Genomic DNA, 17,477 nt, shown 5'->3' on the forward strand with positions numbered 1-17,477 from the left:
CTGCACACCCTGCGCTGAACGTCCCCTGCGGGAGCTCTGCCCCGGCCGMCCCCSGACGCACCCCGGAACCCGGGCGCGCCGGAGGTCGGCCGGGGCAGAGCTCCCGCAGGGGACGTTCAGCGCAGGGTGTGCAGGCCGTCGGCGTGCCGCGCCCCGCTCTCCGCGGCGATCTCGTCGAGGGTCTGCGCGTCCCGGACGGGTGCGCAGCGCACCGTCTCGCCGTCGAGGACGTAGCCGTGCACCGCGGGGCGGGGCAGGCTGTTGTACGCCCAGGGGGTGGAGAAGTAGTAGGCGCCCGTGTCGTACAGCACCACATGGTCGCCCTCGACGAGGGCGGGCAGCGGCCGCGCCTCGGCGACGACGTCCCCCGCGAAGCAGCAGGGCCCGGCGATGTCCTGGGCGACGTCGGGGCCGGACTTGGGGCGCCCCCGGGCGTCGAAGGCGCCGACGCGAAGGGGCCAGGCACGGGGCATCAGCACGGTACGGGTCGCGGTCTGCGCCCCCGCGTGGGTCACGGCGATCCGGCGGCCCCCCGCCTGCTTGGCGTACTCGACGCGGGCCGCGATGAACCCGTTCTTGGCCAGCAGCGACCGGCCGAACTCGGTGACCAGGCCGTATCCTCCGTCGAACAGATCCGGCACGGCGGCCCGCAGGGCGGCGGTGTAGTCGTCGTAGGTGGGGCGCACGGCGTCGTCGGCGAAGTTGACCGGCAGGCCGCCCCCGATGTCGAGGCTGGTGACCTGCCGCCGGCCGAGGCGCTCGTTGATCTCCTCGGCGAGCCGGTACGTCTCGGCGACGCCCTCCGCGATGAGCTCCAACGGGCAGCCCTGTGAGCCCACATGGGCGTGCAGCCGGGTCAGCCACGGCCGCTGGGCGAAGGCGCGGTGCACGGCCTCGCGACCGCCCTCGTCGCGCAGCGCCACCCCGAATTTGGACGTCTCCGTCGCCGTGCTCATCGCGCCGATCGACCCGCCGCCCACCTGCGGATTGACCCGCAGTCCGACGACGGAGGCGCAGCCGTCCGGGCGGACGGCGCCGATGCGGTCGAGTTCGTCGAGGTTGTCGGCGTTCAGGGCGACGCCGAGGGCGAGCGCCTCGGCGATCTCCTCCCGGGTCTTGGCCGGTGAGTCGAGGACGATGCGTGACGGGTCGCAGCCGGCGTCGAGCGCGAGCCGCAGTTCGCCGGGGCTCGCCACCTCGCAGCCCATTCCCAGGCCGGTGAGCAGCCGCAGCACCGGCACGAGCGAGGACGCCTTCACGGCGAAGGTGTGCAGGACGTCGGGGACCGGGGCGAACGCGGTGTGCAGGGCCCGGACCGACGCCCGGATCCCGTCGGTGTCGAGGAAGCCGGCGACGGGCTCCCCGGGGGTGAGCAGTCCCTCGTCGAGGGCGTGGCGCAGGACCCGGGCCGCGCGCCCGGCGGCGGTCGACGTGTCCTCGGCGGGCAGGGCGGTCGGGGACGGGTTCTCGGGGATCTCACTGTGCGAAGTCACATGCCTGCTTTCGTCGCGCGGGTCGGATGGCACGAGCGTGCTCCGCAGGCGCCGCCGCCGTCTTCGTGGCACAGGACAAAGGTCCGGCGATTGCTTGTCCGTGCGGCACAGGACCGTACCGAAAGGTGTCATATCACCTCACCCGTGCCGCGAGCGCTCGTGGCGAGGCGTACCGCCAGGGTCACCAGCAGCCGGGTGTCGGGGTCGTCGAGGTCCACACCGAAGCGCTCCCGTACGCGTCGCAGCCGGTACCGCAGGGTGTTGGGGTGCAGGACGAGGCTCCGCGCGGCGCGCGGGACGTCGCCGGCCGCGTCGAGATAGGCGGTGAGCGAGCGGACGAGCTCCCCTCCCGCCGCGAGGTCGGCCTCGACCATGGCGTGGACCGGCCCGCCCTGGCGTTGCCACAGCGGGCGGACCGCGTCGAGCACCCGCAGCACGGCCACGGTGGGCGCCACGTCGTCGGGGCCGGCGTGCCGCACGGGCCGCTCCGCCTCCCCTGCCGCGCCGGATGCGCCGGGCAGCCCCGGCGCGGCCCCGCGCGCCCGGCGCGCCTCGCGCTCCCGCAGGGCGCGGACGACCAGCACGGCCTCCTCGCGGGAGTCGGCGGCTTCCAGCGGTGAGCCGACCAGCCGGCCCGCCCCGATCCAGACGGCGGGGGCGTCCGGCACGGCGGCGGCGAGCGAGTCGAGCTCCCGGGCCAGGGTCACGGCCTCCCGCCCGTCCCCGTCGGGCACCGGCAGCAGCACGGTGAGCCGATGGCTCTCGCGCAGTACGCGCACGGCGGGCCGGTGGGCGGCCGCCTGCAACGCGAGTGCCTGGAGGCCGCGTTCGGGCACCGGGGCGGTGCTGCGGTCCCGTTCGGCGACCAGGACGACGCAGGGCAGCTCCGGGGCGAGCCCGAGGGACCAGACGTGCGCACGGCGGTCCCCGCCGCCGCGCAGCAGTTCGCGCAGCGCGTGCTCCTCGCGGCGCCGGTTGCCGCTCACCCGCAGGCGGTGCTGGAGCAGGTGGGGCACGGCCACCTCGGCGGCGCGGCGCAGGACCTCGCGGGCGTCGGGCGAGAAACTGCGGCCGTCGGCCGCCGCCCAGATCGAGCCGAGGATCTCGCCGCCGCTGCGGACGGCGACGACCAGGCGTTCGGGGTCGGTGCCGTCCGCGGCGCGGTGGATGACGTCCCGCGAGGTCCACAGTGCCTTCAGCAGCCCGCTGCGCCGCAGTTCCGCCACCCGCCAGTCCGGGACCCTGCCGCCGAGGATCGTCGACTGCCGCAGGGGATCCGCTTCGGGGCTGGTCGCGGAGTGGGCGAGGACCCGGAAACGGGTGTCCTCGACGGTGATCGACGCCTGGCAGGAGCGGGCGACGACCGCGGCGAGGCCCGGGAGTCCGCCGCCCGCGACGTCCCCGGCGAGACGGTCCCCGGTGCCCACCGCCGCGAACGCGAACGCCGCGCGCAGCATCTCGATCGTGTCGGACCAGTCCGCCCAGCCGGCCCGGGCCAGCAGCGCGACGCCCGACGCGCGCGCGGCGGCGACGACGTCGCCGTCCGGCGTCCCGTCCCCGCGCCCGCGGACCACGACCGCCCCCGCGCCCCGCCCCGCCGCCTCCCGCACGGCCGCGGCCGTCGCGTCCGCGGACTCCGCCGAGACGCCTGTCACCAGCACGATCCGACCGTCGTACGACCGGGTGGCGTCCTCGTCCCCGATGATCACCCCGACCAGCGCGGTGTCCTGCCCGGCCGGGGCGAGAACCAGCCGCACGATGCCGTCCTCGTCGTACGCGAGCACCTGCCGCAGGGTGACCGCGTCCTGCGGGGCACCCCCGTCCGCTCCGCCGCTCATGCGGGACCGGCACGGCGGCCGGTGGGTGCGTCCATCCCGCCAGCATAGGAACGCCGGCTCACCTCCGGGGCAGCGCACCCGGCGGGCGCCGTGGCCGCGCGTCCCGGGACGGCCTCGCGCCTGCACGAAGCGCCCGGGCGGGCCCGACGAGCGGCCGCACCACCGCCCCGCCGGGGGTCCGGCGCGGGACGGCGTCGAAATCCGTGTGCGGGCCCGGGCGGGGGCCTGTCAGGCTGCGGCGGATGGACCGTGAAGAGATCTCCCGCCTCGCCCACACCGACCATCCGATCGCCGCGCCGGTCGGCGACGACGCGGTGCGGCGGATCCTGGCGCACGCCGTTCCGCCGGGCGACGGCGCGCGCGTGCTCGATCTCGGCTGCGGCGGAGGGGAGTGGCTGCTGCGGGCGCTGGCCGCGTATCCGGGACTGCGGGCCACGGGCGTCGACGTGTCCGCGGGCGCGCTCGCGCACGCCCGGCGGAGCGCGGACGAACGAGGCGTCGGGGAGCGCCTGACCCTCCATCACGGGGACGCGGCCCGGTTCGCCGCCCCGCACACCTACGACCTGGTGATCTGCGTCGGCGCCACGCATGCCTTCGGCGGTCTGCCGGCCACGCTCGCGGCGGCGCGGCGGCATCTCGCGCCCGGCGGGCGGGTCCTCGTCGGCGAGAGCCACTGGGCGGGCGACCCCTCCCCCGAGGCCGTGGAGATGCTGGGCGAGCTCGCCGGTCTGGCGGAGACGGTGGACCTGGTCACCGCCGACGGCTGGGCGCCCGTCCACGGTCACATCAGCACCCGGCAGGAACTCGACGCCTACGAGTGGGCCTGGACGGGGGCGCTGACCTCGTGGGCGCTGGACCACGCCCAGGAGCCCGACGCCGCCCAGGCGCTCGCGGTCGCGGCCGGCCACCGCGACGGGTGGCTGCGGGTGTACCGCGACGCCTGGGGCTTCGTCTGTCTGGTGCTGCGGCCGTCACCGGCCTGAACGGAACGGCTACGCCTTGCGGGCCACCGCCCCGTAGAGCGAGATCACCGCGTCGGGGTCGGCGATCTCGTCGACCCCGAGTTCCGGGTGCCACTCGGTCACCGTGACGACTCCCGGATCGACGAGCTCCAGCCCGTCGAAGAACCGCGACACCTCGGCGTGCGTCCTCGGCGCGAGGGTCACTCCGGACGCGGAGTACATCTGGACGCCGCGCAGCACCGCCGTCGGGTCCAGGTCCGCCGTCAGCTGCGACAGCACCAGGAAGCTTCCCGGGGGCAGGGCGTCCACGAGCGCGGACACCAGCTCGTACGGGCGGTCGTCGTCACCGAGGAAGTGGGTGAGCGCGACCAGGGACAGGGCGAGCGGCCGGTCGAAGTCGACCGTCTTGCGGGCCTGTTCCAGGATGCGGGCCGGATCGCGCACATCGGCCTGGACGTAGTCCGTGGCGCCTTCCGGTGTGCTGCGCAGCAGCGCCTCGGCGTGGGTGAGCACGATCGGGTCGTTGTCGGTGTAGACGACCCGGGCCGCGGGGGCGACGGACTGCGCGATCTGGTGCAGGTTGGGCTCGGTGGGTATGCCGGTGCCGATGTCCAGGTACTGGCGTATGCCCGCCTCGCGCGCGAGCCAGCGGGTGACACGCTGCATGAACCAGCGGTTGGTCCGGGCGACGTGCTGGGCGGTGCCGTCGAGGCTCATGATCTGCCGAGCGAGGGCCTCGTCGACGGGGTAGTTGTCCTTGCCGCCGAGGTACCAGTCGTACACGCGGGCCGGGTGGGGCCTGCTGGTGTCGATCCGTCCCGACGTGGCTAACGCGTCACGGTGCGCCTCGGTCCCGGTCATGTTCACGCTCCTTGAGTCCGCCGGCACGACACCCTCGCGCCGGCCGGGCATGATCCTTGCAGCAGGGTGGCGTACGGGCAACCAACAGGCTTTCCGCGAAGGGGGGTTCGCCCGTGCCGGGCCGGGGCTTGCCGTCTCAGCGCGGGGGCGCCACCAGGCCCCACTCGTAGGCGGTGATGACGAGGTGGACCCGGTCGCGGGCGGACAGTTTGGTGAACAGGCGGCCGACGTGGGCCTTGGCGGTGGCCGGGCTGATGAACAGGGCCGCGGCGATCTCGGCGTTGGACAGGCCGCGGCCGACGAGCGTGAGCACCTCCCGTTCCCGCTCGGTGACGCCCTCGCCGCTCGTGCCCTTCCCGTGCCGCGAGGTCTCGGGACGGGCGGCGAACTCCGCGATCAGGCGGCGGGTCACACCGGGCGCGATCAGGCCGTCGCCGGCGGCGACCACGCGGATCGCGGTCAGGATGGCGTCCAGGTCCATGTCCTTGACGAGGAACCCGGCGGCCCCGGCGCGCAGGGAGCCGTAGACGTACTCGTCGTCGTCGAAGGTGGTGAGGACGAGGACACGGGCGCCACCGGGGGCGCCGGTGATGCGCCGGGTGGCCTCGATGCCGTCCGTGCCGGGCATCCTGATGTCCATCACGACGACGTCCGGACGTGTCTCCCCCGCCATGCGGACCGCCTCGTCGCCGTCGCCGGCCTCCCCCACGCACACCAGGTCGTCGGTGGTGTCGACGAGGACGCGCAGTCCGGCACGGACCAGCGGCTGGTCGTCGACGAGCAGGACGCGCACCTCGGACGGCGCGGTCATCGGGTGCCCTCCGGCAGCGGCAGCCAGGCGGCGACGCGGAAGCCGCCCTCGGGACGGGGGCCGGCCGTCAGACGGCCGTCCAGCAGGGCCGCGCGTTCGCGCATCCCGGTGATGCCGTACCCGCCGCCGGCGTGCGGCGCGCCGTCCGTGCCGTCGAGGCGGTCCGTCGATCCGTGGGGCCCCTTTCCGACGCGGGGCCCGCGCCCCTCCGGGGAGCCGCACCCGTCGTCGGTGACCTCCACGGCCAGGCGGTCCGTTCCGTAGTCGACGACCAGGGTGCACCGCGCAGTGCCCGCGTGTCGGGCTACGTTGGTGATCGCCTCCTGCACGATGCGGTACGCGGAGAGCTCGACGTCGGGCGGCAGGGCGCGCCGCTCCCCGCGCCACCGGACGCCGACGTCGAGGCCCGCGTCCCGGAACGTGCCGAGCAGACGGTCGAGGTCGCCGAGCCCGGGCGCCGGGTCCCGGGGGCGCTCCTGCGGATCGGCCCGCCGCAGTCCGCCGAGCATCCGCCGCAGCCCGGCGAGGGTGTCGCGGGACGTGGTCTCGATGGCGGCGAGCGCGTCCCGGGCGGCGGCGGGGCGGGAGTCGACGACCCGGCGGCCGACGCCCGCCTGGATGGCGATCACGCCGATGCTGTGCGCGACCATGTCGTGCAACTCCCGTGCGATGCGCAGGCGTTCCTCGGTGACGGCCTGGCGCGCGGCCTGCTCCCCGAGCGTACGGGCGTGTTCGCGGCGCTCGCGGATCATCAGCCCGGTCATCCAGGCGATGGCCACGGCGAGGACGATCAGCAGGACGGCCGAGACGAACCGGTCCGACCCGGAACGGTGGTAGCTCGCGGCCGCGACCTGGACCGTGAGGGCCGCGCAGGCGCCGGCGACCACGGTCCGCGTCCTGCGCGTGGCGGCCATGTACGCGAGCGCGGCGTCGGTCACCACCGCCTGGAGGGCGGCAACCTGCCAGGCGTTCCCCTCCCAGCCGCGCTGCGCCGTCCCGGGCGGCGGGCCCACGGGGCCGGGGCCCGCGGCGAGCACCGATGCCGCGGTCACCGTGGCGGCGAAGCCGCCCGCGAGCACGAGTACGAGGGTCACCAGCGGCCGCCGCCGCAGCAGGGCGACGGGCAGCACCGCGAGGAGGGCGGGCAGGACGAGCCGCATGCCCGTCGGCTCGCTCTCGTGGAGCACGGCGGTGTGGAGCAGCAGGGGGTACGCGAGGGCGGTGCACCAGGCCGCCACCGACCGGGCGACGCCGCCGGCGGCGTGCCGGGCGGCCTCCTCCCCGTCCGGGCCCGTCTCACGGGCGGGGGCGTGCGCGGGTGCGTCCTCGTCCGGGGCGGGCGTCCCCCGGTCCGTTCCGGGTGCCCGGGCGGGGGCGTGCCCGGCGGAGGCGTCCTCGTCCGGACGGCCGGTGGACCGCACGGAGGCGTCCCCGTCCGGACGGGCCGCCCCGTCCGGGTGGGCCGGGACGGGACGTGGGGAAGCTGTGCGTATCCGGTGCCGCCAGGCCCTCACGGTCCGGCGGCCCGGCTGCGGGGCGGTCATGGGCCGATCCTAGGGAGGCGCAGGTCCGCGGGCATCGGCCCCGGGGCGTACACCCCGGGGCCACCTCGGCGGCGAGTGCCGTGTCCCGCGGGCCGATGCGCGGCGGCCCCCACCCCGGCACGGTGTTCCCCGTGATCGACATCCACGAACTGACCAAAAAATACGGGGCGAAGACGGCCGTCAACGGTCTGAGCCTCACGGTCCGCCCGGGCCGGGTCACCGGCTTCCTGGGCCCCAACGGCGCCGGCAAGTCCACCACTCTGCGGCTGATCCTCGGCCTGAACGCCCCCTCGGCAGGGACGGTCACCGTCGACGGCAGACCGTTCCGCGACCGCCCCCGGGGCCTGCGCCACGTGGGCGCCCTCCTGGACGCCCACGATGTGCACGGCGGCCGCAGCGCCCGGGCGCACCTGTCGGCGCTGGCGGCCGGCAACGGACTCGGCGGACGGCGGGTCGCGGAGGTCCTGGAGGAGGTGGGGCTGGCATCGGCCGCCCGTCGGCGCATCGGCGGCTTCTCGCTCGGGATGAAGCAGCGGCTCGGCATCGCGGCGGCCCTCCTCGGCGACCCGCCCGTGCTGCTCTTCGACGAGCCGCTCAACGGGCTGGACCCGGAGGGTGTGCTGTGGGTGCGCGGACTCTTCGCCCGCCTGGCGGCAGAGGGCCGCACGGTGCTGGTGTCGAGCCATCTGATGCGCGAGATGGAGCACACCGCCGAGGAACTGGTCGTCATCGGCCGGGGCGAGCTCATCGCTGCGGAGAGCCTGGCCGCGTTCTCGGCGCGGGGCGCACGGCGGACAGTGTCCGTCCGGACGCCCGATCCCGCCGCGCTGACGGCCGTGGTGACGGCCGAGGGCGCGGAGCTGCGTGCCGAGGCGGACGGCTCCTGCACGGTGACGGGCCTCGGCGCGGACCAGGTCGGCGCCCTGGCGCACCGGCATCGGGTGCTGCTGCACGAACTCACGCCGCAGGGCGCCTCCTTGGAGGAGGCGTTCATGCAACTGACGGCCGGTACGGTCGAGTACGGGACGGGGAACGCACGATGACCGCACACACCACGGGCCCGGCCACGACCACGCCGCTTACGGACGCGAAGGCGGGCCCGCGCACCGCGCCCGCCGACCCGCGGCCCCGCTTCCGTCATCTGCTGGCCGCCGAGTGGATCGCGCTGCGGTCGCTGCGCTCCACCCACTGGGTGCTGTGGGCGGGGGCTCTGCTCGTGAGCGGCATCAATGTGAACTCGGCCCTGTCGAACGTCCGTTGGCTGTCGGACATGCCCGCGCCGCCGCCGGGCCTCGAGCAGGATACACGGCCGGAGTTCCTCTTCGACCCGCTGACGAGCGCGTTCACGACGCCCGCGTGGCAGATCCTGATGGTGATCGCGGGCAGCCTCGGCGCGATGGCCGTCTTCGGCGAGTACACCACCGGCCAGATCCGCACCACCTTCGCCGCGGTCCCGGACCGGCGGGCGGTGGTCGCGGCCAAGGCGGCGGTCCTGGCGGGCGTGACCCTGGTGCTCGGCACGGCGGTGACAGCCGTCTCGTTCGGGGTCACCCAGTGGATCCTGCGGGACCACGACGGGCTGTCCGTCACCTCGCCGGGCGCCCTGCGCGCGGTCGCGGCGTCCGCCCTGCTGGCCCCGCTGTGCGCGCTGGTGGGCCTGGCGCTGGGCGCGGTGATCCGTCATGCGGCCGGGTCGGTCGCGGCGGTGGTCGGCGTGCTCGTGCTGCTGCCGACGCTGTTCCTGGGCGAGACGTACCGCTGGGTCAAGGAGATCGGCAACGCGATGCCGTTCAACGCCTGGAACGCCCTGGTGGAGAACCCGGCCCGGGACCACGCCCCGCAGAAGTACCCGGTGTCGCTGACCGAGGCGTGGACGGTGTTCGGGGTGTGGGCGCTGGTGGCCGTGCTGGTCGCGGTGGCAGTGACGGACCGCCGGGACGTGTAGCACCCGGCCGGGCCCCGCGGGTGGGGCCCACCACCCGTACTGCCCTCAGCCCGTCACCCGTACGGCGACGGCCGCCGCCGGCAGCTCCACGACCACCTCGTCCCCCTCGGTCTCCGCCGTGGGCCGGAAGCCCAGCGACGTGTAGAGGTGCCCGGCGGCCGCGTTGTCGGGCTCGTACGACAGGCGCAGGACGCGGCAGTCCTCGCGTCCGGCCAGCCAGGCCATCAGCGTCCGCACGGCCGCCCGCCCGACGCCCGCGCCCTGCGCGGGGCCGTCGATCAGCATGCCGCCGATCCAGTGGGAGCCGTCGTCCTCGTCACGAGCCCACATCACATGGCCGACCACCGTGCCGTCGGCGGTGACGGCAAGGGAGTTCCACACACCCTCCCGCGACGACAGCAGCAGATAGCGGGCCGCGAGCGCGGGCGCGAACCGGCGCTGCTCGTCCAGCGGGGCGACATCGGCGACGGCCCGCCAGTTCTCGTCGTCCACCTCGCACAGGGCGACGTGACGCCCGGCCCGGTCCTGGAGTCCTGAAGTGATCACCGGCGCAGACTACGCAGCGGAAGGCGGTGACGCGAAGCGGTTTGCCCAGCCGCCGGGCCCCGTCCGCCGGCACGGGGCCCGCACCGGACGCCGGCGAGCGCACCGGTAGCCTCCCGGTGGTCCCCTCGGTCGACGGCTCCACCGACCGGCGACCGGATGACCCGAACGAGGCCCCGGGGGTGCCGTGATGACCAGTCCTTCCGCCGACCGCGCCCTGTTGTTCCTCGATGTCGACGGGCCGCTCATCCCGTTCGGCGGCGATCCGCAGGAGTACCCCCGCTTCCGGCACCCCGGCGCGGACCTCGGCGGGAACCCGCTGCTGTCCAGGCTCGACCCCCGGCACGGGGCCCGCCTCGCCGCCCTCCCGTGCGAGCTGGTCTGGGCCACGACCTGGACGGACGACGCCAACGACTGCATCGCGCCGCTCCTCGGTCTGCCGCGACTGCCGCTGCTGGACTGGCCGGACACACCGGACCGGCACACGGCGCTGCACGGAAAGACCCGGGCGATCGTCGCGCATGCCGGCGGGCGGCCGTTCGTCTGGGTCGACGACGAGATCACCACGGCGGACCGCGTCTGGGCGGCGGCGCACCACCCGGGACCCGGCCTGCTCCATCGCGTCGACCCGCGCGCCGGCCTCACCGACGCGGACTACGCCACGATCGGGACGTGGCTGCGCGGCGCGCCCGGGGCCGGCCGGCCGCCGCAGGCGCGACGCTGACGCGGCCGGGAGGCGGGTGCCGGCGACCCGTGCCGCGGCCTGCTACGCCAGGAGGAGCGTCGCCCACACGGTCTTGCGGGCAGGCGGCGGCTCCGCACCGACGTCGACGCCCCAGGCGTCCGCGAGGGCGTCGACGATGAGCAGGCCGCGCCCGCTCTCGGCGTCGCAGTCCTGGGCGGGCGGTACGGGCAGCCGCTCGGCCCGCAGGTCGGTCACCTCGATCCGCAGCGTCCTCGGCGCCTCCAGCACCAGGGTCAGCCGGAAGTCGCGTCCGGGCACCCGGCCGTGCCGGACGGCGTTGGCGGCCAGCTCGGCGACGACGTGCTCGGCGGCCCGCGAGGGGCGGCCCCAGTCGGCGAGCCGGCGCTCCGTCAGTCGCCGCGCCAGGCGGGCACCGCGCCGGGTCGGCGACAGCAGCACGGTGAAGCGGCGGCTCTCGCGAGCGGGCTCGGCGGCGGAGGGGGAATCAGGGGAGGGCCGGGACGGCATCTCTACGTTCACACGACTCAGGGTGTGCGCTCCGCAACGCTGTGACCAGCACGTTCGCCGGTACATGCGGGCGCGGTACGGGTGCGGACGGCCGCTGGTGACGGGCGTCCCGCTAGCTGCTCGCCCGGGGGCGCGCGTCTGGCCTGCCCGCCCCCGACACGCCCCACCCGATGGGGTGTTGTCCGCCCGGCAGGCGGTGGGGCCGCGCACGCGCGCCGTAACCTGCTGTGCAGGTCCGGTACACGCCGGGTGCGTACCGGCGGCTGCGCGGAGCGGGGGCGATTGCGGGATGGAACTGACGGGACCGGCGGACGGCGAGGACGAGACCGAGGACGCCGCCGACCTCTTCCGGGTCGTGGGACGGCAGTTGCGGCTGCTGCGGGAACGGGCCGGACTGACGCAGCGGGAGCTGGGCGAGCGGCTCGGCTACAGCGAGGAGCTGATCCGCTCACTGGAACGCGGACGCAGGACGCCGCAGCCGGAGTTCCTCGACGCGGCGGACGAGTTGCTGGGCGCGGGCGGGCTGCTGGCGGCCGCCAAGGAGGACGTGGCGCGCGCCCGCGCCAGGGCGCGGGTGAAGCATCCGGCGTGGTTCCGGGACTACGCCAAGCTGGAGGCGGAGGCCGTCGAGGTCCACGAGTACGGCAGCCACGCGGTCCCGGGGCTGCTTCAGACAGAGGCCCACGCGCGAGCCCTCTTCGCCATGCGCATCCCCCTGCTCGACGAGGCGACCATCGAGCAGCGCGTCGCCTCCCGCCTCGATCGCCAGGCGTTGCTGACGCGGTGGCCCGCCCCCATCCTGACGTGCATCATCGAGGAGTCGGTCCTGCGCAGGCCGATTGGAGGCGAGGTCGTCCACAAGGAGCAGTTGGAGACACTGCTCAGGCTCGGCCGGTTGCGAAGTCTGGAGCTTCAGGTCATGCCCACCAGGAGGGACGAGCACGCCGGGATGGGTGGCCCGTTCATTCTCCTCACTCCCAAGTCCCGTCCGCAGGTGGCCTATCTGGAGGTGCAGAACATCAGCAGGTTGGTCACCGAGCCCGATGAGGTACGTATCCTGGCGGCACGCTACGGCAGCATCAGGGCGCAGGCGCTGACCCCACCGGAGTCCTTGGCTGCCATCAAGGAGTTGTTGGGAGAAGCATGACTGCCGATGACGTCACGTCGTCACTCGCGTGGCTCAGGAGTTCGCACAGCTCCAACGAAGGCGGAGCGTGCGTCGAGGTCGCCGCCACCGCGCGGGCCGTGCACGTCCGTGACTCCAAGGACCTGGCCCGCCGCCCGTTCACCGTGGGGCGTCACGGCTGGGCGGACTTCGTGCGGTACGCGGCCGGGCACTGAGCGGAGCGCCTCACCCGCAGGTCGGCGGGCGGTCGTCGAACGGGACGATGCGGAGCCGGTTCATGGGCAGCTTCAGTGCCTTCCCGGCGCCCGCGTCCCAGAGGACGACCGTGCCCTGGGCGTCGCCCACCTTGACGTACGGGCGGGACGGCGCGAGGACACCGCCGTCGACGGGGATCTTCTCCGGTTCGCCGACGGGCTGGACGCACACCCATTCCGGCTTGATCCCGAAGTAGGGGCTGGGGGTGCGGCCGGCCTTCGCCGCCGCCACCGCCTGTTCGCCCGCGCGGCCCGCCGGCAGCACACCGTTGTCGAGCGTGCCGATGACCAGGAGGTAGAAGGTGGCGGCGACGAGTGCCGTGGTGCCCAGCCAGCGGTCCTTGATGAACCGGTGGTAGTGCTTCATGTATCCCAGGAGTGAGAGCGCCACCAGCCACAGGCTCATCGACGCCATGAGCTTGAACGAGACGACGAGTTGCCACGCCTTCGGCACGGACACGTCCTCCAGGTTCAGCCCGAAGGCCTCCAGGTAGAACGTGTGCAGCCCGAGCCCTGCCGTGGGCACCAGGCCGAAGAAGACGGGCAGGAGGGCCGGGAGCAGCCAGGGTGCCGTGCGCTGCCAGGTCCACTGCCGCACGAGCAGGCGGATCCCGTTGAAGACGAGGAAGCCCGCGATGACGTAGGTGAGGACCTGCGAGCCTTCGCCGCGTACCGGCGCCTCGCTCGCGGTGTCGGCGCCGATGCCGAGGCCGAAGGCGGCGAGCACCGTGACGGCTGCCGCGAGAGCGGGGGCGGGGAGTTCCGGCAGGTTCCGCCGGGCCACGGCGACCATCGCCGGGAGCAGCGCGGCGACGAAGAGGGCGAATCCCCACCACGAGCCCGGGCCCTGGGCCCAGCGGTCGGTGATGCGGGCTCCGGCCCAGACCGCGGCCACCATGAAGGCGAACAACCAGACGAACGTCCGCGCCGCCTGCCTGCGGTTGCCGAGCCGGGTCGGCCGGCGGCGTGACGATCCCGCGTACCGCCGGGCGGCGACCGGGGCCGGGGGCGGTGTCGCACCGGGGAGCGGACGGGCCGCGAGATGCTGCGCCGCCGAGGCGGACGTCGCCGTGATCAGACGCCCGGTGTCCTGGCTGCCCATGTTCTCGGCACGCCAGAGGGCCCAGCGTTCGCTCCAGCGCCGGAGGCGGGGCAGAGGTGCGGTGCGGGGGTGCACCGGGGGCCTGCGGTAGGCCATCCAGTGGAGTCTGTCGACGGGGTCGCGGACGACCCGGTCGACCGCCTCGACGTTGAGGTCGAGCTGGAGGTCGTCCGAGACGACCTCGATGCGCTCACGGGCCCCGCGCACCGCGTTGAGCGGGCTGCCGGGGAAGCGTGCCTCGATCGTGTACCAGACGCGGCGCTCGGTGGTGGCCGATGCACTGGTGCCCCGCTTCTCCAGGACGGGCCAGCCGCGTTCGGCCAGCGCCTCTTCAAACATCTCGCATTCGAGCCGCGTTCCCCGCAGTTCGACCAGCGCGACCGCACGCTGGTCGAACCTCGAACGGTGTGGCATCCGTCGCCCCCTCTCCCTCGCGTCTGCGGCGCCGGCCGGCGCGCACGCCGGCATGACGCGTCCTGTGCATGTCGGTCGTACGGCGTCGCTCCCCGCGCGGGCCCGGTCACGTTCCCGGCGCCAGAGCACGTCGTCTACTGCGCGCTCGTCGCGGTCTCCTCGGTCCACGCGGTGCGTTCCGCGGCGGTGAGCCAGTGGTGGTACCACCCGGCGAACGACAGATGCCCGCGGGTGGAGTCGAGGCGCAGCGGGACGACGCCTTCGCCGACGGCGCGCACGTCCTCCCACACCGTGCCGCTCAGGGGGCCGGTGACCACGAGGAGGTTGTCGTAGGCGCAGCCGCGGTCGCCGAGGTGGAGGGTGCCGTCGACGAGGGCGTCGTACAGGGCGTCCTCGCGGGCCTGCCAGGCGGCGTGCGCGGCGACGAAGGCGTCATCGTCGGTGTGATCGGCGGGCTGGGGCTCGGTGCGGGCGTGTTCGTCGAGCAGGGCGGTGAGTTCGGGGCGGAACGGCCGCGCCGCCTGCCGGTCCGCGGGCGGTGCGCCGGGGGCCGGGGGCCGGAGCGGGAACAGCCCGTAGTCCGGGCCGGCCCCGCCGGCGCCGACCTCCAGCAGGAAGGCGCGGTACTCCCGCGGCAGGGTGACACCGAGGCGCGCCTCCACCGCCGCGAGCTGTCCGGGGGTGAGAACGGGGAGCAGCTCGAACCCGTGGCCCGTGCGGTCCGCGCCGAAGACCTGGCGCCAGCGTGGCGCGTCCCGCAGGGCGAGCACCCGCTCGCGTACTCCCGTCCACATCATGGCGTCCTCCCCGTGCCGCGGGTGCGGATCAACTCCCGTACAGGAGACTGTCGTACGGTGCCGCGACCACCGGTCCGCACAGTCCGGGGGGCAGGCGGACGCCGTACGCGTCCCCGACGGGCGCGGATGCCGGTTCGGGGCGGGCGAGCCGGGGTGCCGGGGTCATGGGCGGCACGCTACCCGTTCGCCGTGCGGTGGGTCCCGGCGGGTGCACCGGGGGCGGCGGCCACGGGCCCGGGGCCGTCCCGTCCGCCCGGAGCGGCCGGTTCCCCGCCCTCCGGCGCCGGCCGTCCTCCTGACGTGTCTTCAGGTGCGCGGCTCGCCGTCGGGGGCCCTGAAGGTCACGTCCGCCGCCCGCGGGACGACCTCCGCGTCGCTGCCGAGGGCCCACTCCGCGACCCGGGAGACCACCGCCGCCGGCACGCGGTCGCCGAGGCCCTCCGCGGGCGGGATGTCCTGGGTGGCGTGGGCGTCGTGCGGCAGGACGACCCGGTAGTCCAGCGCCAGGGCCGTACGGGCGGTCGCCTGGACGCACATCTCGGACATCACCCCGCACACGGCGAGCGCCCGCACCCCGTGCCCGTTCAGCAGCTCGCCGAGCGCGGTCCCGGCGAAGCCGTCGTCGTGGGGCTTGCGGATCACGGTCTCCGCCGGGCCCTCCTCCACCGGGTGATGGAGCTCCCAGCCCGGCGTGTGCGGCTCGTCCTCCGCACCGGGCGGGCCGTCGTTCTGGAGGTGCACGACGAGTGCGCCGCCCGCACGGGCGCGCGCGAGGAGGTCCGCCGTCCGGTCGGCCAGCCGCGCGGCGTCGGGTACGGCGCCGGCACCGGTGACGAAGGCGGACTGGACGTCCACGACGATCAGGGCGTCGACGGGCGGTACACGGTTGCTCATGCCGTCATGATGTCGGCCGGGGCGGGCGCCGCTCCACCGGGTTTCCGGTGCGCAGGCGCGGGCCTCCGGCTGTCGGTGGCATGTGATCGGATGACGGCATGACCGACACCGCCGCCTCCTTCCGGCTGCTGCCCGGAGCCCCCGACTCCCCCGTCGTGCTGCACGTCCCGCACGCCTCGCGGGCCGTGCCCGAGGACGTCCGGCGGGACATCGTGCTGGACGGGCCCGCCCTCGCCGGGGAACTGGACCACATCACGGACGCCTGGACCGACGAGATCGCGGCCGGGGCCGCCGCCGATGCGGCGGTCCGGCCCTGGCGCTTCGTCAACCGGCTGTCGCGGCTGGTCGTCGACCCGGAGCGGTTCCCCGACGAGCGGGAGGAGATGCTCGCGGTGGGCATGGGCGCGGTCTACACCCGCACCACGCACGGCGAGGCGCTGCGGCCGGAGGGATTCGACAGCAGCGCCCTGGTCGCCCGTTACTTTACGCCGTACGCTCAGGCGCTCCAGGAGGCCGTGGACGCTCGGCTCGCGGCCACCGGGCGCGCGGTCGTCCTCGACGTGCACTCGTATCCGACGGTCCGGCTCCCCTACGAACTGCACGGCAAGGGCCCCCGGCCGCCGGTCTGCCTGGGGACGGACGCCTTCCACACGCCGCCCGAGCTGCTCGCCGCCGCCCAGGAGGCGTTCGCGGACTTCGGCGGGACGGAGCCGGACAGCCCCTTCGCCGGGACCTACGTGCCGCTGAAGCACTACGGGAAGGATCCGCGGGTCGCCGCGCTGATGATCGAGATACGCCGCGACGTCTACATGTCCGAGCCGGGTGGCGCCCCGGGCCCGGGCCTCGGGGCGCTCGCCGACGCCCTGGCCCGGCTGGTGGACGCGTCGGGGCCGCGGGACTGAGCCGGGGCACCGGGATCGGCGGTCCGGGCGGGTGCCCGGATGCGGGCCCCGGGGGCGCCGGGCGCCCTGCACGATGCCGGGCGGGTGCCGGCGCGCGTGCTTCCGAACCGCGGACGCGCCCGACCCGGGTCGTCAGGGACACCGGGCGGGTCAGCCGTGCCAGCGGCCGTCGGTCATCAGGTCACGGCCCCGCATCTCGTTCACCTCGCGCCACGCCTGGATGTCCACCGGGGTGACGCGGAAGTACGGGTACGGGGGCCGGGCCGCCCTCGGGTCGAAGCCGGTGTGGGCGGCGAAGGCGTCGGCCTCGCCCGGAGCGAGGTCCTCCGCCTCCAGCACGGCGGCGGTCCCGTGGACGAGCACGACGTCGCGGGTCGCGCCGAAGGCGAGGCGCACCCGGCCGCTCGCGAGCAGGTTGCGGGCGGTGGGGTTGGTGCGGTGGGTGGAGATCAGGAACGTCTCGCCGTCCCAGCGGAACGACAGCGGCACGAGGTAGGGCCCGCCGTCCGCGTCCGCGGTGGCGACCCAGACGTCGACGTCGGTCTCGAAGCGCCGGCGGGTGTCCTTCAGCCGCTCGTCGAGGGTGCGGGGTGCGTCGGTGGTCATGGGCCGCTTCCGTTCGGTCGGCCGGCCGTGGGCCGGACAGGCGTGCCGGGCACCGGCCGGTGCCCGGCGCCCGGTGCCAGCATGGCCGACGGCCCGGCCCGGCCGGCGCCCGGGGCGGACCACGGGCGGGGCGCAGAGCCCGTCCCCGGGCCGGTGCACGATCCTTCCTGCG

At 75.2% G+C, this 17,477-nt stretch carries 19 protein-coding genes; 7 read left to right on the forward strand and 12 right to left on the reverse strand.

The genetic code is table 11. From position 1 onward, the window contains the following. Positions 1-116: 116 nt before the first annotated feature. Both EAO77_RS30355 and EAO77_RS30360 read right to left on the reverse strand, forming a co-directional pair. Positions 117-1,448 carry a diaminopimelate decarboxylase gene (locus tag EAO77_RS30355; RefSeq protein ID WP_147991694.1) on the reverse strand — a complete coding sequence of 444 codons (1,332 nt, stop codon included), beginning with the start codon at positions 1,446-1,448 and terminating at the stop codon, positions 117-119. A gap of 173 nt (positions 1,449-1,621) precedes the next feature. Beyond that, positions 1,622-3,331: a PucR family transcriptional regulator gene (locus EAO77_RS30360; protein WP_147991544.1), complete on the reverse strand. Its 1,710-nt coding sequence runs from the start codon at positions 3,329-3,331 to the stop codon at positions 1,622-1,624. Between the two features lie 242 nt (positions 3,332-3,573). Between EAO77_RS30360 and EAO77_RS30365 the strand changes: the two genes are divergently transcribed. Then, complete coding sequence (locus EAO77_RS30365) at positions 3,574-4,314, forward strand: SAM-dependent methyltransferase (protein ID WP_147991545.1); 741 nt, start codon at positions 3,574-3,576, stop codon at positions 4,312-4,314. Positions 4,315-4,323: 9 nt separating this feature from the next. Here EAO77_RS30365 and EAO77_RS30370 read toward each other — a convergent pair whose 3' ends face one another. The 3 genes from EAO77_RS30370 to EAO77_RS30380 all read right to left on the reverse strand — a co-directional run bounded on the left by EAO77_RS30370 (position 4,324) and on the right by EAO77_RS30380 (position 7,509). Further along, entirely contained in the window at positions 4,324-5,154 is an 831-nt protein-coding gene (locus EAO77_RS30370) for an SAM-dependent methyltransferase (protein WP_147991546.1), read from the reverse strand. A gap of 136 nt (positions 5,155-5,290) precedes the next feature. Further along, positions 5,291-5,965 carry a response regulator gene (locus EAO77_RS30375; protein WP_147991547.1) on the reverse strand — a complete coding sequence of 225 codons (675 nt, stop codon included), beginning with the start codon at positions 5,963-5,965 and terminating at the stop codon, positions 5,291-5,293. Continuing rightward, on the reverse strand, positions 5,962-7,509 hold the full coding sequence (locus tag EAO77_RS30380) for a sensor histidine kinase (RefSeq protein WP_147991548.1): 1,548 nt from the start codon (positions 7,507-7,509) through the stop codon (positions 5,962-5,964). Before EAO77_RS30380 ends, EAO77_RS30375 begins: the two co-directional genes overlap by 4 nt. A 95-nt stretch (positions 7,510-7,604) precedes the next feature. On the opposite strand from EAO77_RS30380, the gene EAO77_RS30385 reads away from it, so the two are divergent. Beyond that, positions 7,605-8,552: an ATP-binding cassette domain-containing protein gene (locus EAO77_RS30385; protein WP_222723718.1), complete on the forward strand. Its 948-nt coding sequence runs from the start codon at positions 7,605-7,607 to the stop codon at positions 8,550-8,552. Next, the gene (locus EAO77_RS30390; RefSeq protein WP_147991549.1) at positions 8,549-9,454 is read left to right on the forward strand and encodes an ABC transporter permease subunit; all 906 of its coding nucleotides are present in this window, start codon (positions 8,549-8,551) and stop codon (positions 9,452-9,454) included. The genes EAO77_RS30385 and EAO77_RS30390 overlap by 4 nt, the downstream gene beginning before the upstream one ends. A gap of 45 nt (positions 9,455-9,499) precedes the next feature. Here the strand turns inward: EAO77_RS30390 and EAO77_RS30395 are convergent, their stop codons facing one another. Then, positions 9,500-10,000 carry a GNAT family N-acetyltransferase gene (locus EAO77_RS30395; protein WP_147991550.1) on the reverse strand — a complete coding sequence of 167 codons (501 nt, stop codon included), beginning with the start codon at positions 9,998-10,000 and terminating at the stop codon, positions 9,500-9,502. A gap of 187 nt (positions 10,001-10,187) precedes the next feature. Between EAO77_RS30395 and EAO77_RS30400 the strand changes: the two genes are divergently transcribed. Next, positions 10,188-10,721 carry an HAD domain-containing protein gene (locus EAO77_RS30400; RefSeq protein WP_147991551.1) on the forward strand — a complete coding sequence of 178 codons (534 nt, stop codon included), beginning with the start codon at positions 10,188-10,190 and terminating at the stop codon, positions 10,719-10,721. Positions 10,722-10,763: 42 nt separating this feature from the next. On the opposite strand, the gene EAO77_RS30405 is transcribed toward EAO77_RS30400, so the two are convergent. After that, positions 10,764-11,210: an ATP-binding protein gene (locus EAO77_RS30405; protein ID WP_261994220.1), complete on the reverse strand. Its 447-nt coding sequence runs from the start codon at positions 11,208-11,210 to the stop codon at positions 10,764-10,766. A gap of 289 nt (positions 11,211-11,499) precedes the next feature. Between EAO77_RS30405 and EAO77_RS30410 the strand changes: the two genes are divergently transcribed. Both EAO77_RS30410 and EAO77_RS30415 read left to right on the forward strand, forming a co-directional pair. Further along, positions 11,500-12,357, forward strand: a complete 858-nt coding sequence (locus tag EAO77_RS30410) for a helix-turn-helix domain-containing protein (RefSeq protein WP_147991552.1) — start codon at positions 11,500-11,502, stop codon at positions 12,355-12,357. Beyond that, complete coding sequence (locus tag EAO77_RS30415) at positions 12,354-12,551, forward strand: DUF397 domain-containing protein (RefSeq protein ID WP_147991553.1); 198 nt, start codon at positions 12,354-12,356, stop codon at positions 12,549-12,551. The genes EAO77_RS30410 and EAO77_RS30415 overlap by 4 nt, the downstream gene beginning before the upstream one ends. A 10-nt stretch (positions 12,552-12,561) precedes the next feature. Here the strand turns inward: EAO77_RS30415 and EAO77_RS30420 are convergent, their stop codons facing one another. The 4 genes from EAO77_RS30420 to EAO77_RS30430 all read right to left on the reverse strand — a co-directional run bounded on the left by EAO77_RS30420 (position 12,562) and on the right by EAO77_RS30430 (position 15,797). Further along, the gene (locus EAO77_RS30420) at positions 12,562-14,106 is read right to left on the reverse strand and encodes a hypothetical protein (protein ID WP_147991554.1); all 1,545 of its coding nucleotides are present in this window, start codon (positions 14,104-14,106) and stop codon (positions 12,562-12,564) included. A 134-nt stretch (positions 14,107-14,240) separates the two neighbouring features. Continuing rightward, the gene (locus EAO77_RS30425; RefSeq protein ID WP_147991555.1) at positions 14,241-14,903 is read right to left on the reverse strand and encodes an SMI1/KNR4 family protein; all 663 of its coding nucleotides are present in this window, start codon (positions 14,901-14,903) and stop codon (positions 14,241-14,243) included. A 28-nt stretch (positions 14,904-14,931) separates the two neighbouring features. Continuing rightward, the gene (locus EAO77_RS38980) at positions 14,932-15,069 is read right to left on the reverse strand and encodes a hypothetical protein (protein ID WP_187283484.1); all 138 of its coding nucleotides are present in this window, start codon (positions 15,067-15,069) and stop codon (positions 14,932-14,934) included. A gap of 140 nt (positions 15,070-15,209) precedes the next feature. Beyond that, on the reverse strand, positions 15,210-15,797 hold the full coding sequence (locus EAO77_RS30430) for an isochorismatase family protein (protein ID WP_147991556.1): 588 nt from the start codon (positions 15,795-15,797) through the stop codon (positions 15,210-15,212). Between the two features lie 98 nt (positions 15,798-15,895). Here EAO77_RS30430 and EAO77_RS30435 point away from each other — a divergent pair, with 98 nt between their 5' ends. Continuing rightward, positions 15,896-16,699 carry an N-formylglutamate amidohydrolase gene (locus EAO77_RS30435; protein ID WP_147991557.1) on the forward strand — a complete coding sequence of 268 codons (804 nt, stop codon included), beginning with the start codon at positions 15,896-15,898 and terminating at the stop codon, positions 16,697-16,699. Positions 16,700-16,849: 150 nt separating this feature from the next. Here EAO77_RS30435 and EAO77_RS30440 read toward each other — a convergent pair whose 3' ends face one another. Further along, positions 16,850-17,305 carry a pyridoxamine 5'-phosphate oxidase family protein gene (locus EAO77_RS30440; protein WP_147991558.1) on the reverse strand — a complete coding sequence of 152 codons (456 nt, stop codon included), beginning with the start codon at positions 17,303-17,305 and terminating at the stop codon, positions 16,850-16,852. Between the last annotated feature and the right edge of the window lie 172 nt (positions 17,306-17,477).

The organism is Streptomyces sp. T39, assembly GCF_008042045.1.
Taxonomy (GTDB): domain Bacteria; phylum Actinomycetota; class Actinomycetes; order Streptomycetales; family Streptomycetaceae; genus Streptomyces.